Annotated in this window: 9 protein-coding genes; 4 read left to right on the plus strand and 5 right to left on the minus strand. The window is 69.7% G+C overall.

Annotation, left to right across the window (positions count from 1 at the left end; all coding sequences use genetic code 11):
• Positions 1-39 precede the first annotated feature (39 nt).
• Entirely contained in the window at positions 40-1,575 is a 1,536-nt protein-coding gene (locus ACTWQO_RS31420) for a solute symporter family protein (protein WP_443240817.1), read from the minus strand.
• Between the two features lie 80 nt (positions 1,576-1,655).
• Entirely contained in the window at positions 1,656-1,943 is a 288-nt protein-coding gene (locus ACTWQO_RS31425; protein WP_443240762.1) for a DUF485 domain-containing protein, read from the minus strand.
• 405 nt (positions 1,944-2,348) lie between these two features.
• On the opposite strand from ACTWQO_RS31425, the gene pulA reads away from it, so the two are divergent.
• The 3 genes from pulA (at position 2,349) to ACTWQO_RS31440 (ending at position 9,823) form a co-directional block, all read left to right on the plus strand.
• Positions 2,349-7,745, plus strand: a complete 5,397-nt coding sequence (gene pulA / locus ACTWQO_RS31430) for a pullulanase-type alpha-1,6-glucosidase (RefSeq protein ID WP_443240763.1) — start codon at positions 2,349-2,351, stop codon at positions 7,743-7,745.
• A gap of 73 nt (positions 7,746-7,818) precedes the next feature.
• Entirely contained in the window at positions 7,819-9,438 is a 1,620-nt protein-coding gene (locus tag ACTWQO_RS31435; RefSeq protein ID WP_443240764.1) for a SpoIIE family protein phosphatase, read from the plus strand.
• Between the two features lie 28 nt (positions 9,439-9,466).
• On the plus strand, positions 9,467-9,823 hold the full coding sequence (locus ACTWQO_RS31440) for a 5-carboxymethyl-2-hydroxymuconate Delta-isomerase (RefSeq protein WP_443240765.1): 357 nt from the start codon (positions 9,467-9,469) through the stop codon (positions 9,821-9,823).
• Here the strand turns inward: ACTWQO_RS31440 and ACTWQO_RS31445 are convergent.
• The 3 genes from ACTWQO_RS31445 to ACTWQO_RS31455 form a co-directional block, all read right to left on the minus strand.
• Positions 9,820-10,509 (minus strand): TetR/AcrR family transcriptional regulator, encoded by a 690-nt coding sequence (locus ACTWQO_RS31445; RefSeq protein WP_443240766.1) that lies wholly within the window; start codon positions 10,507-10,509, stop codon positions 9,820-9,822. The two genes, ACTWQO_RS31440 and ACTWQO_RS31445, sit on opposite strands and share 4 nt — an antisense overlap.
• A gap of 228 nt (positions 10,510-10,737) precedes the next feature.
• Complete coding sequence (locus ACTWQO_RS31450; protein WP_443240767.1) at positions 10,738-12,786, minus strand: hypothetical protein; 2,049 nt, start codon at positions 12,784-12,786, stop codon at positions 10,738-10,740.
• Between the two features lie 142 nt (positions 12,787-12,928).
• Positions 12,929-13,417, minus strand: a complete 489-nt coding sequence (locus ACTWQO_RS31455; RefSeq protein WP_443240768.1) for a tetratricopeptide repeat protein — start codon at positions 13,415-13,417, stop codon at positions 12,929-12,931.
• 117 nt (positions 13,418-13,534) lie between these two features.
• Between ACTWQO_RS31455 and ACTWQO_RS31460 the strand changes: the two genes are divergently transcribed.
• Entirely contained in the window at positions 13,535-13,975 is a 441-nt protein-coding gene (locus ACTWQO_RS31460) for a hypothetical protein (RefSeq protein ID WP_443240769.1), read from the plus strand.
• The last annotated feature ends 70 nt before the right edge of the window (positions 13,976-14,045 follow it).

A 14,045-nucleotide genomic window follows, 5' to 3' on the forward strand; every position in this document is an offset into this window, starting at 1 on the left:
CGGTGTGGGTCCGGAGGCCGCCAAGGGCCTCCGGACAACTCACCGCTCGTCGGCGCCGACCAGCGCACGGACCTCGAACTCCTCGAACACCTGCGGTTCCTGTGGCTCGCTCAGCACGGAGCCGAGCCAGCCCAGCAGGAAGCCCGCCGGGATCGACACGATGCCGGGGTTCTGCAGAGGGAACCAGGCGAAGTCGGCATCGGGGTAGACCGAGTTGGCGGTGGAGGAGATGACTGGAGAGAACACCACCAGGAGCACCGAGCAGATCAGACCGCCGTACAGGCTCAGCAGCGCGCCGCGTGCGGTGAAGCGCCGCCAGAACAGGCTGTAGACGATCGTCGGCAGAATGGCGGACGCCGCGATCGCGAAGGCCAGGAACGCCAGCGTCGCGGTGCTGGTGCCCCAGGACAGCAGGGCCAGCATCATGCCCATGACACCGATGGCGGCGGCGGCGAGCCGGGCGACGATCACCTCTTGCGCCTGCGTCGCCTTCCCCTTGCGGATCACCGCGCCGTAGAGGTCGTGGGCGATCGAGGACGCCCCGGCGAGCGTGAGTCCGCCGGCCACGCCGAGCAGCGTGACGAAGGCCAGGCTGGACAGGAGTGCGGTGAGGATGGGGCCGCCGAGCTCGTACCCGAGCAGAAGCACCGCCGCATCGCCCTTGGGGTCGACGTTCGCGATCTCCCCCCGGCCCACGATCGCCGTGGCGCCCAGGCCCAGCACACCCGCCATCAGACAGACGAAGCCGATCAGTCCCACGGCCCATACGACCGAGCCGCGCAGGACACGCGTCGTGCGCGGGGCGAGCAGTCGCATCATGATGTGCGGCAGTGCGGCCAGCCCGAGCACGATGGCCAGTTGCAGGCTGAAGAAGTCCAGCTTGTTGGTGGTGGTCCCGCCGTATCGCAGTCCGGGGCCGAGGAAGCGGTCGCCCAGGGCGCTGTTGCCGGCGGCGGACGACAGCAGCTTGTCGATGTTCCAGCTGAAGTGGTGCAGCACCAGGAGGGCGGTGACTCCCACCCCGACGACCAGCATCACGGCCTTGACCACCTGGATGACCGTGGCACCCGGCATACCGCCGATCGCCGCGTACACGACGACCATGGAGCCGATGACCACCACGCACATGGTCCGGACCGTCCCGCTCGGAGTACCGATGAACTGCGCCAACAGGGCTATGCTGCCCACGAGTTGGGCGACCAGGTACAGCAGGCACACGACCAGTGTGCACAGGACGAGCGCCAGCCGGACCGATCGCTGGCCCTGCGACAGCCGCAGTGCCAGGTTGTCGCCGAGCGTGAACTTGCCGGAGTTGCGCAGCGGTTCCGCGATCATCAGCAGCGCCATCATCCAGGCGACCACCGTGCCGCCCAGATAGAGCAGTCCGTCGTAGCCGGTCAGCGCGACGATGCCGGTACTGCCCAGCAGTGTCGCGGCCGACAGGTAGTCACCGCACATGGCGAGCCCGTTGCGTAGCGGCGACATGTCGCGGTTGCCGAGGTAGAACTCGCTGATCTCGTCCCGCTGCGGGGCCGTCAGCAGCACCGTGAACAGGGTGACCACGGCGACAGACATGAACAGGACGAGTGTCAGCTTCTGAGTGGTCTCGTCGGTGACACCCGCCGCGTGCTGCACCAGTTGACCGGCTGCCTGCGTCACCACGTGCGGGACCGCCTTCCCGAGGAGGCGATGTGCCGCGCCTGGGCCCGCAGGCGGTGGGTGACAGGGTCGATCCGCCGGTGCATGTGCCGGACGTAGAGCCAGATCGTCACGCCCATGAGGACGAACTGGCCGAGGCCAAGGGCCAGCCCGATCGTCAGATGGCCGAACAGGGACTGGTTCATCAGGCCGGCGGCGAAACTCGACATCAGGACATATATGAGGAATCCGCCCACCGAGACAAGCGTCGCCGCTATGCCGAAGGAGCGGTACGCGCTGCGCATTGAATGGAATTCAGGAGAGTTGTGTATCGACTCCGCACTTACCGGTTCAATGTCTGGTGGGGGAGGGGGGTAAAAACTGTCATTTGGTGGGGAGTGTAGGGACATAATGCACCTTCTTTGCTGCTTTATGCCGGGCGCGTGCCTGTCCTGAGCTGCGGAAACATACCGTGAGGGTCACTGTGGGGGGATACCTTGATCACGGACTGTGAGAGTGGGGAGACAGGAGTATTGCAGCGTGCTCCCTGAGTCATCAACCTGGTCGGCGAAATAGAAAACGCTGTCGCGCACACCCTCGTGAAACTTCTTGCTGCCTTTTTCAAGACTCTTGCTGTAAAGCTTGCGTCAGCGATACGGTCACGCCGGGGTCGGACCCGAATGAGCCGCACGCGCAAGGAGTTCACGCCTGTGATACCGAGATGGCCGGCGCCCCGGACGCGCCGCACCGCGCACACCCGAAGGGTCGCCGCGGTCACCGTTGCCGCGCTGGCCGCAGCGCTCGTCCAGCCCCTCGCCGCCCGCGCCGACACCCCGCCTCCGCCGCCGTCGGACACGGCGCTGGCGAAAGCCGCGGCCCGCCACGACCTCACCCGCGAGCAGTTCTACTTCGTCCTGCCGGACCGCTTCGCCAACGGCGACACCGGCAACGACCAGGGCGGGCTGACCGGTTCGCGGCTCTCCACCGGCTACGACCCCACCGACAAGGGCTTCTACCAGGGCGGCGACCTCAAGGGCCTGACGAAGAAGCTCGACTACATCAAGGGCCTGGGCACCACCTCCCTCTGGATGGCCCCGATCTTCAAGAACCGGCCCGTACAGGGCACCGGCAGCAACGCCTCGGCCGGCTACCACGGTTACTGGATCACCGACTTCACCCAGGTCGACCCGCACTTCGGCACCAACAAGGACCTGGAAACCCTCATCTCCAAGGCCCACGCCAAGGGCATGAAGGTCTTCTTCGACGTCATCACCAACCACACGGCGGACGTCGTCGACTACGAGGAGAAGTCCTACGACTACCTCTCCAAGGGCGCCTTCCCGTACCTGACGAAGGACGGTGAACCCTTCGACGACGCGGACTACGCGGACGGCACGAAGGACTTCCCGTCCGTCGACAAGGACTCCTTCCCCCGCACTCCCCAGGCCGCGAAGAACACCAAGGTCCCGTCGTGGCTCAACGACCCGACGATGTACCACAACCGCGGCGACTCCACCTTCGCCGGCGAGAGCTCGACCTACGGTGACTTCTCCGGCCTCGACGACCTGTGGACCGAGCGTCCCGAGGTGGTCAGCGGGATGGAGAAGATCTACCAGCGCTGGGTCAGGGACTTCGACATCGACGGCTTCCGCATCGACACCGTGAAGCACGTCAACACGGAGTTCTGGACCCAGTGGGCCACGGCCCTCGACTCCTACGCCGCCAAGCAGGGCCGCGACGACTTCTTCATGTTCGGCGAGGTCTACTCGGCCGACACCGACATCACTTCGCCGTACGTCACCCAGGGCCGCCTCGACTCCACGCTCGACTTCCCCTTCCAGGAAGCGGCCCGCCAGTACGCCTCCCAGGGCGGCAGCGCCCAGAAGCTGGCCTCTGTCTTCGGCGACGACTACAAGTACACGACCGACAAGGCCAACGCGTACGAGCAGGTCACCTTCCTCGGCAACCACGACATGGGCCGCATCGGGTACTTCCTGAACCAGGACAACCCGAAGGCCACCGACGCCGAACTGCTCGCCAAGGACAGGCTCGCCAACGAGCTGATGTTCCTCAGCCGCGGCAACCCCGTCGTCTACTACGGCGACGAACAGGGCTTCACCGGCTCCGGCGGCGACAAGGACGCCCGCCAGTCGATGTTCGCGTCCACCACGGCCGACTACCTCGACGACGACCAACTCGGCACCGACCGCACCCACGCGAACGACGCGTACGACACGAAAGCACCGCTCTACCAGCAGATCAGCGCTCTCGCCAAGCTCCGCAAGGCCAACCCGGCCCTCACGGACGGCATCCAGACCGAGCGGTACGCGGCCGACGGCACCGGCGTCTACGCCTTCTCCCGTACGGACACCAAGACCGGCACCGAGTACGTCGTCGCCTTCAACAACGCCGACGCGGCGAAGACGGCGACCTTCGCGACCGGTTCGGCCGGCATGACGTTCAAGGGGATCTACGGCAACGACGGCGCCCTGACCAGCGACGCCGACAGGAAGCTCACCGTCACCGTCCCCGCCGGTTCCGCCGTCGTCCTCAAGGCAGCCGGCCCCCTTGCCAAGCCCGCCTCGAAGCCGGTCGTCACCCTCGACGCCCCGGCCACCGGCGCCACCGGCACAGTAGACATCACCGCCGACGTCGACGGCGGACAGCTCAACCGCGTCGTCTTCGCCGCCCAGGTGGGCAACGGCAAGTGGCAGACGCTCGGCTCCGCCGACCACGCCCCGTACAAGGTCACCCAGACCATCGGCAAGGATGTACCGGCCGGAACCGCCTTGCGCTACAAGGCGGTTGTGATCGACTCGGCGGGCCGCACCGCGAGCGCCACAGCGGCCTCCACCACCGGCACCCCGCCCGCTCCCGAGACCCCCACCGCCTCCTCCCGCGACTACGCGATCGTCCACTACAAGCGCACCGACGGCGACTACGCGAACTGGGGCCTGTACGCCTGGGGCGACCTCGCCGACGGCGAGTCGACGACCTGGCCGGACAGCCATCCCTTCATCGGCCGGGACGCGTACGGAGCCTTCGCCTACGTCAAGCTGAAGCCGGGCGCCTCCGGTGTCGGCTTCCTGGTGATCGACAAGGACGGCAACAAGGACGTCTCCGCCGACCGGACCATCGACGTCACCAAGACCGGCGAGGTCTGGATCGAGCAGGGCAAGGAGGCCGTACGGACCGAGCGGCCCGAGTACCCGGCGCAGGACAAGACCAAGGCCGTCCTGCACTACCACCGCGCCGACGGGAACTACGACGGCTGGGGCCTGCACACCTGGACGGGTGCCGCGAACCCCACCGACTGGTCGAACCCCCTCAAGCCGGTGAAGACTGATTCCTATGGCGCGGTCTTCGAGGTGCCGCTCACCGAGGGTGCCACCAGCCTCAGCTACATCATCCACAAGGGCGACGAGAAGGACCTCGCCGCCGACCAGTCGCTCGACCTCAAGGCGAACGGCCATGAGGTGTGGCTGTTGAACGGCCAGGAGAAGTACCTGCTCCCGCAGCCGGCCGGCTCCGCCGCCGCGCTCGACCTGACCACCTCCAAGGCGGTCTGGATCGACCGGAACACGATCGCCTGGAACGGCTCCGACGCGGCAGCCTCCACCCAGCTGCTGTACTCGCGCACCGGCTCGATCACCGTCGAGGACGGCGCCCTGACCGGCGACGACCAGCGCTGGCTCCGACTCGCCAAGTCCACCCTCACCGACGCCCAGAAGGCCAAGTTCCCGCACCTCAAGGACTACACGGCCTGGTCCGTCGACCCCCGCGACCGCGACCGGGTGCGCGAGGCCCTGCGCGGCCAGCTCGTCGCCTCCCAGCGGGCCGCGAACGGAGCGGTCCTGGCGGCCACCGGTGTCCAGATCGCCGGCGTCCTCGACGACCTCTACTCCACCGCCACGACGGCTGACCTCGGCCCGACCTTCGACAAGGGCCGTCCCACGCTGTCCGTCTGGGCGCCGACCGCACAGTCGGTCGCCGTCGAGCTGGACGGCTCGCTCCAGCGGATGCACCGCGACGACACCACCGGCGTCTGGTCCGTCACTGGCCCCAAGTCCTGGCAGAACAAGCCCTATCGGTACGTCGTGAAGGTCTGGGCGCCCAGCGTCCGGAAGGTCGTCACCAACAAGGTCACCGACCCCTACTCGCTCGCCCTCACCGCCGACTCCGAGCGCAGCCTCGTCGTCGACCTCGCCGACAAGTCCCTCGCGCCCAGCGGCTGGACGTCACTGAGGAAGCCGAAGGCCGTGCCGCTCAAGGACGCCCAGATCCAGGAGCTGCACATCCGCGACTTCTCGGTGGAGGACAGGACGGCCGAGCACCCCGGCACCTACCTGGCCTTCACCGACAAGGCGAGCGACGGCTCCCGGCACCTCAAGCGGCTGGCCGAGTCCGGGACGTCGTACGTGCATCTGCTGCCCGCCTTCGACATCGCCACCATTCCGGAGAAGCGATCCGACCAGGCGACCACCGACTGCGACCTGGCCTCCTACCCGGCCGACTCCGACAAGCAGCAGGAGTGCGTCGGGAAGATCGCCGCGAAGGACGCCTACAACTGGGGCTACGACCCCTACCACTACACGGTTCCCGAGGGCTCGTACGCCACCGATCCGGACGGCACCGGCCGTACGGTCGAGTTCCGCAAGATGGTCAAGGCGCTGAACGAGGACGGCCTGCGGGTCGTCATGGACGTCGTCTACAACCACACGGCGGCGAGCGGTCAGGCGGGGACGAGCGTCCTCGACCGGATCGTGCCCGGCTACTACCAGCGGCTTCTCGCGGACGGCTCGGTCGCGAACAGCACCTGCTGTGCCAACACGGCCACCGAGAACGCCATGATGGGCAAGCTCGTCGTCGACTCGATCGTCACCTGGGCCAAGGAGTACAAGGTCGACGGCTTCCGCTTCGACCTGATGGGCCACCACCCGAAGGCCAACATCCTGGCGGTCAGGAAGGCCCTGGACACGCTGACGCTCGCCAAGGACGGCGTCGACGGCAAGAAGATCATCCTGTACGGCGAGGGCTGGAACTTCGGCGAGATCGCCGACGACGCGCGCTTCGTGCAGGCCACGCAGAAGAACATGGCGGGGACAGGGATTGCGACCTTCTCCGACAGGGCGCGGGACGCCGTACGCGGCGGCGGGCCCTTCGACGAGGACCCCGGCGTCCAGGGCTTCGCGTCCGGGCTGTACACCGACCCCAACTCCTCGGAGAGCAACGGGAGTACGGAGGAGCAGAAGGCGCGTCTGCTGCACTACCAGGACCTGATCAAGGTGGGGCTCAGCGGGAATCTCGCCCGGTTCGCCTTCACCGACACCAGCGGCAAGGAGGTCACCGGCGCCGACGTCGACTACAACGGCTCGCCCGCCGGCTACGCGGACGCGCCCGGCGACGCGCTCGCCTACGCCGACGCGCACGACAACGAGTCGCTGTTCGACGCGCTGGCCTTCAAGTTGCCCGCCACCACCAGCGCGGCCGACCGGGCCCGGATGCAGGTGCTCGCCATGGCCACGGCCACTCTCTCGCAGGGCCCGGCGCTCTCCCAGGCGGGCACCGACCTGCTGCGCTCCAAGTCCCTGGACCGCAACTCGTACGACAGCGGCGACTGGTTCAACGCCGTCCACTGGAACTGCGCGGACGGCAACGGCTTCGGGCGCGGGCTGCCGATGGCGGCCGACAACGAGTCCAAGTGGCCGTACGCCAAGCCCCTGTTGGGCACGGTGAAGGTCGGCTGCGAGCAGATCGAGGGGGCGTCGGCGGCGTACCGGGATCTGCTGAAGATCCGTACGACCGAGAAGGCCTTCTCCCTCGACACCGCCGGCCAGGTGCAGTCGGCGCTCTCCTTCCCGCTGTCGGGGAAGGACGAGACGCCCGGCGTGATCACCATGGTGCTCGGTGATCTGGTCGTCGTGTTCAACGCGACGCCCGCGGAGCAGAAGCAGCGGGTCGAGTCGGCGGCCGGGACCGGCTACCGGCTGCATCCGGTGCAGGCGTCGGGAGGGGACCCTATCGCCAAGTCGGCTTCCTTCGAGCGGGTATCGGGCACCTTCGCCGTTCCGGGGCGGACCGTAGCGGTATTTACCCGGACTTCCTGATAAGGGCATTACCTTGGTGGGGCAGACCGTGCATCCTGGTCTGCCCCACCGGTGCTGTCCCAAGGGCTGACACATGGACGTCAACGGCAAGCGAACCGACACCACCGTGCTGGTCGTCGACGACGTGGCGGCCAGTCGGTACGCCATGGGCGCCATGCTGCGCCGCGCCGGTCACCAGGTCGTCTCGGTCGCCGGCGGCAACGAGGCGCTCGTCGAACTGGACGTACGGCGACGCAAGGGGATCCTGCCCGATGTGGCCCTGATCGACGTGGACCTGCCGGACATGAGCGGCTTCGAGCTGTGCCGCCGGATCAAGGCCCGGCCGCACATGGCGGGCCTGCCCGTGGTGCACTTCTCGGCCACCGCCGGCTCCATGGAGGATCGCTGCCGGGGCCTGGAGGTGGGCGGGGAGGCGTATGTGACGGTGCCCGCCGAGCCCGAGGAGATCGACGCGGTGATCCGGGCCGCGGTGCGCGCGGCACGGCTGCGGGCCGACGACCAGGCGCAGGCCAGGCGGCTGATGATGCTGTCGGAGACGATCGTCACCATCCAGGCGGCCCGCTCCCTGCAGGAACTCGCCGACGCCGCCGCCGACGGCACGGCACGGTTCACCGGGTCGCCCGCCGCCGTCTTCGTCCTCGGCCCGGACGACGAACTGTACCGCGCCACCTCCCGGGACCGCACCTCCCTCGCACTGCCGGACGAGGGCGCCCACCGGACCGTGGCCGCACTGCTGCGGCGGCTCACCCGGGGACAGGACGGCGTACGGATCACCACCGTGCCCGCGCCGCTGTGGCCCGCCGGGTTCTTCCGGCCCGGCGTGCAGCACGACGCCCGGCTGGCACTGATCCGCACCCAGGACGGCAAGGCCGCGGTGTGCCTGGCCATGCCCACCCGCGGGATGAACAGGGTGAACCCGGCCGACGAGACCCTGGTGGCCCGGCTCGCGCAGGCCACCGCGCTCGCCGCCGAGCCGCTGCTGATGTACCAGGTCGAGCGGCATGTCGCCCTCACCCTCCAGCACAGCTTCCTGCCCCAGCCGCACCGGCTGCCCAAACTGCCGGGTATCGACATCGAGGTCCGCTATGTGCCCGCGTCCCGGCAGACCGAGATCGGCGGCGACTTCTACGCCGCACTGAGCACCGGGGACGGCATGCTGGCCGCCGTCGGCGATGTCGTCGGGCACTCGCTGGACGCGGCCACGGTCATGGTCGAGATCCGGCACGCGCTGCGCGCCTACTGCGTCGAGGAGAGCGACCCGGCCGTGCTCGCCGAGCGCCTCGACCGGATGCTCCAGCACTACCACCCCGAGGTCACGGCCACGGTCTGCCTGGTCCTGATCGACCCGGGCACCGGGCGCACCCGGATCGCCAACGCGGGCCACATCCCGCCGTTGATCATCCGCGACAACGACAGCGCGGACTACGCGAAGGCGTCGGGCCCGCTGCTCGGCGTTGGGCTGCACCACCCACCCCCGACCGAGTTGATTCTCGACCCGGACGACCGGCTCCTCATGGTCACCGACGGCCTGATCGAGACCCGGGGCATCGACCTGGAGGCCTCGATGGAACAGCTCCGCGCAGCCGCCGCGGGTGCCCCGCCCGGCCTGGACGCTCTGTGCGACACCCTCCTGGCCTGCTTCGGCCACGACCACGAGGACGACATCGCGATGCTGGCGCTGCGGCTAGGGTGAGCCCTGCCGACCTAGAACAGGAGTGCCCATGCCGCAGATCACCGTCGACTACTCGGAGCAGCTCGCGGACGACTTCGACCGCCCCGGTTTCGCTCAGGCGCTGCACACGGCCGTGGTCGAGATCGCGGCCGCGAAGCCGCCGGCGTGCAAGACGCAGTTCCGCCGCACCGAGGACACCACGGTCGGCCCCGACGCCGACGGGCACGCGGTCGTCCATGTCACCCTCGGTCTGCTGGCCGGGCGCACGGACGAGACGAAGGCCCAACTCACCGAAGCGATCCTGGGGTTGCTGAAGCAGTACGTGAAGCCTGCCGAGGGCTTGATGCTGCACGCCTCCGCCGAGGTGCGCAACCTCGACCCGTCGTACCGGAAGTTCGACAGCTAGGACGCCAGTGCGATGAGGCGGGCGGCCAGGGCGCTGAAGGGGCCGTCCGTTGGTTCGTCCTTGAACATGCGGCGCAGCAGCATGCCCATCTCCTCGTCGTAGGCGGCGCTCACGGCGGCCAGGGCGGCGAAGTCGTGGACGAGTTGGGCCTCCAACTCGGCCCGCGGAATGCGCCGGCCGTCCAGCCAGATCAGGGCCGTCGACTCGGCGAGCGAGATCCAGGACCGGATGACCAGTTCCAGTCGGGCGGGCGGATCCTCTACGCGTAGATGCGAAAGGATCTGGACATACGCGGCCTGCCGTACGGAGTCGATGAGCGCGTTCGTCGTCGACGAGCCGACCGCCGGGCCGCCGCGCATCAACGCCGAGAAACCGGGCCCGTGGTCCTCCACGAAGTCGAAGAACCGGCGCATCACCCGCAGCAGCCGGTCCCCCAGCGGACCCTCCTGCGGTTCGACGAACCGGCCCGCCAGTTCGTCCGACGCCCGCCTCAACGCGGCCTCGTACAGGCTGAGTTTGCCGGGAAAGTAGTGGTAGACCAGCGGCCGTGAGATGCCCGCGGCCGACGCGATCTCGTCGATGGACACCTCGTCGGGCGAGCGGCTGCTGAAGAGTTCGAGAGCGACCCCGATCAGCTGCTGCCGCCGCTCCTCGACGCCCATTCTGCGACGTACCCCGGTACTCATGCGAACACCTTACCGATCGGATCCGGCCCCGAACGGGCCGGACCGGCCGCCGTGTTCACATGAACCCATCACATATCCAGCACCAGCCGATCACTTCGGGCCCGTCACGGTCAACGTCCGTCCGCTGCGTCGGAGTTCGACCTCGAAGACACCCGCGGCCCCCGCGCTGCCACAGGAACACCAGCGCCGTGCCGGCGCAGCAGATCCAGCGACTTGTTGACGCGAGTGTCAGTGCAGACCGTCGATCGTCCGTCCGTCGTGCAGCGTCCCCTTCAGCCGGGCCTGAGCCCCCTGCTTGGCCTCCGCCGCCAGCAGATAGCCCTTCGCGGAACCGCTCACCCCGCCGGACACAGTGATGGAAGCGGTGTCCCTGCTGCCCGCGGCCAGCAGATACCAGGCCCCCGCCTCCGACCGCCACAACACCCCGGCCAGCACATGCGGGTCACGGGGGCCGCACGCCGGAGAGTTCTCGGCCTTCGCCGCCACCGCCCCGTACCGCCCGCCCGGGGTGTGGAACTGCGCCAGCACCCGGGCCCCGCCGCCCCGCCACGTCTCGGCCCGCGTGCACACCCACGCGGCCGAGCCGCTCGCGGCGGGCAGTGACTGCCGGGCGTACTCCCAGGCGTTCACCGACCGCACCCCTTGGGACCGCACCGCCTGCAGCGAGCACGCCATCGGCGCCCAGGTGCGCAGCGCCTGCGCACCGGACGCCTCCTTCGTGTACCCGGGCTTCCCGGTGGTCAGATGGGCCGGGACCAGCTCGCCGAGGTCGGTCATCAGCCGGGTGCCCGAACCGTCCGTCACCTGCAGCACGTTCCACGAGGTGCACGCGCCGTTCTGCCCGCCGGGGCTCGCCAGCGGCGCGGTCACACCGTCGGTCAGGCCGAGGTCCATCGCCCCCGAGCGCGGCTGCATCAGGTCCCGCTCGGCCGCCTCGGTCACCCAAGGAGCCGTCAGATAGCGGACGTTGCCGTCAGTCCGCGCGAGCACCACCGCACCGGCCTCCGCGCGGGTCGCGCCGTCGGCCCGCCCGAAGTCGAGGGCGGCGCCGCTCGTGGCGTCCTTCGGTTCGGCGTACCGGACGACGCGCAGACCGTCGTAGAGGAGCACCACGTGCGCGGTGTCGACGGTTCCGGCGTAGAGGAGCTGGGGTGGTCCGGCGGGGCCGCCGGTCGGGGTGGCGGGGGTGGCCGAGACGCGGACGGACTCGCCGGGGCGGGCCCAGACGGCGAGGGCGCGGCGCAGGAGCGCGCGGTCGTCGGTGCGGTCGCCGCGCGCGGGCCAGACGGAGAAGTCGGTGCGCGCCGAGGACTGCCAGGCCGTCGGGGCGACCTTCGTCAGCTTCGCCGGGTCGAGCGCGGCCTGCGCGGACGGGTTCTGCGCGTACGCGGGTGCGGCGGCGCCGTCGGGGCCCCAGCCGTCGCCGGGCAGCCCGAGCAGCGCCCCGCACACGGCGAGCGCCGCGGCGGCGACGAGCGCGGCCTTGCCGTGCTGCCTGCGCCGCATCAGATCGGTGGGCCGGGCCTGGAGCGAGCAGGGGTCGAACTCGGGGGAGTCGAGCAGCGCGTTCTGCGCCGGTACCCGTTCATTGGCGCTCCGCCTCCGGGGCGCCGCAGCCGATGCCGAGGTGGCGACCGTGCTCGACCCTTCGGGCCTCCGCGCGCTCACCACCTCGGCATCGTCGCGCCCCTCCGGCTCCGCGCAGCGGTCGGCCTCCGCCAGCGCTGCGTCCGGGTCGGTGACGCCGGCCGCGGTCAGCACCTTGTGTACGTCGCCGTCCGCGAGCCGCTCCAGGCCGCGCAGTACGTACGCGGCGCGGGCCGGGGCGGACAGGGCCGACAGCCGCTGGTCCAGGGCGAGTTCATCGGCACCGCCGGAGCGGGGGAACAGGCGCAGGCCCCACACCTGGGGGAGCAGCGGCGGCAGCTGGGAGCGCTTGGGCCACGCCTTGAAGGTGAGCGGCAGGCCCGCCTCCAGCGCCGTACGCAGCACCCGGAGGCGGACGAAGGAGTAGCCCGGGTCGCCGTCCCGTCCCGTCGACTGGGCCGGGATCACGGACGCCGAGGCGCGGCCCCGCGGCAGAGCGCGCTGGGTGAGGGCGTGGGCGGTCAGGACGCGCCGGTTGCGGCCGAGACTCGGCGGCAGCACCAGGTACGCGAGGCGGACCAGCCGCGGATAGTGCTCGACGAGCGCGGCCTCGGCCTGCTCGACATCGACGACGGGCCCGTCGGACGAGGCGGCGGGGGTGGGGCGCGGGGCGACATCCTGTGACTGCACGTTCAGCAAAACGAGCGAATCGACGCCTGGTTACCAACGGGGCGCTCCGCGGGGGGTGCCGCGATATGCCGATCGCGCCCCTCAGGGGCGCGGGGAACTGCGCGACCAGCCCCCACCGGCCCGCAGCCGAATCACCGCACCCTTAGCGGAGCGCCGCCGCATAGTTGGCCATGGATCGCTGGTACCGCGGCAGATGCGCCGCCAGCGCACCAAGCACCAGGGACAGCCCTTCGCGATCCCGCCCCAGGCTGGACAGGCACAGCGCGAGCGTCGCTCGTACCGCGTCGTCCAGCTCGTCGGACGGCGCGTCCAGTTCCGGCGTCAGCAGTTTGACGCCCTCCTCCGCCTGTCCGATGTTGCGCAGCGAACTGGACAGCTGGATCTTCGCGCGACGGCCCTTGTAGCCGGTGAGCCCGAGGGCCAGCGCCTCCCGGTACAGCGGCACCGCCTTGTCCGAGTGGCCGGTGGAGTCCCAGGCGCAGGCCCGCTCGAAGGGGCCCAGCGCACTGCCGGCGGGCAGCTCGGCGACGAGCGTGTCGATCACGGCCCGGAAATCCGCGGCCCGGTCCTCAGAGTAGTCGTCGAAAGGGGCCCACGCGGCGGCCACACGCTCTTCCCAGTCCTCGGTCATCGGCATACCTTCGCACAGGTGTGTCCGGTGTGACACCGACAATTTTGAGTGCTTCGCACGCGGGAGCCGTATCCGACTTCGGCATGTGCCCTACCTATGCCCGTACCGGAGGAACAGATGAGGTTGACCCGACCGATGCTCGCGCTCGTCGGCGCGGCGGCGGCACTGGCGCTGACGGGCTGCGGCTCCGGCGATGACCAGGCGGCCGTACCGGAGACGGCGACCGGGAGCCTGGAGCACCTGGCCGCCGAGGCGAAGTGCAAGCCGGACCTGCAGACCGACGCCGATGAGATCCGCCAGGCCATCTGCAAGACCGGCAAGGAGAAGTACGTCCTCGCCACCTTCGCCACCGACCGCGGCCAGCGCGAGTGGATCAACGGGGCGAAGGACTACGGCGGCTACTACCTCGTCGGCCGCAAGTGGGTCGCCGTCGGCGAGGAGCAGACGGTCACCGCGCTGCAGAGCACGCTCGGCGGGACCATGGAGGAGGGGTCCGCGCACATGAACAACCACGGCGGGGGCGGCGAGGCCACCCACTCCTCCGGTCACGACGGCTGACCCGCGGGGCACGGGGGCAAGCGAAAGCCGGCGGTGGGATTTCCCACCGCCGGCTTTCTACTGCTGCCGG

Origin of the sequence: Streptomyces sp. 4N124 (assembly GCF_052245395.1) — a bacterium.
Lineage (GTDB): Bacteria > Actinomycetota > Actinomycetes > Streptomycetales > Streptomycetaceae > Streptomyces.

Bases quoted from the DNA above. Each gene is read 5' to 3' on its own strand.
- ACTWQO_RS31420 (WP_443240817.1), bottom strand. From the start codon at position 1,575: ATGTCTGTCGCCGTGGTCACCCTGTTCACGGTGCTGCTGACGGCCCCG.
- ACTWQO_RS31425 (WP_443240762.1), bottom strand. From the start codon at position 1,943: ATGCGCAGCGCGTACCGCTCCTTCGGCATAGCGGCGACGCTTGTCTCG.
- ACTWQO_RS31435 (WP_443240764.1), top strand. From the start codon at position 7,819: ATGGACGTCAACGGCAAGCGAACCGACACCACCGTGCTGGTCGTCGAC.
- ACTWQO_RS31440 (WP_443240765.1), top strand. From the start codon at position 9,467: ATGCCGCAGATCACCGTCGACTACTCGGAGCAGCTCGCGGACGACTTC.
- ACTWQO_RS31445 (WP_443240766.1), bottom strand. From the start codon at position 10,509: ATGAGTACCGGGGTACGTCGCAGAATGGGCGTCGAGGAGCGGCGGCAG.
- ACTWQO_RS31455 (WP_443240768.1), bottom strand. From the start codon at position 13,417: ATGACCGAGGACTGGGAAGAGCGTGTGGCCGCCGCGTGGGCCCCTTTC.
- ACTWQO_RS31460 (WP_443240769.1), top strand. From the start codon at position 13,535: ATGAGGTTGACCCGACCGATGCTCGCGCTCGTCGGCGCGGCGGCGGCA.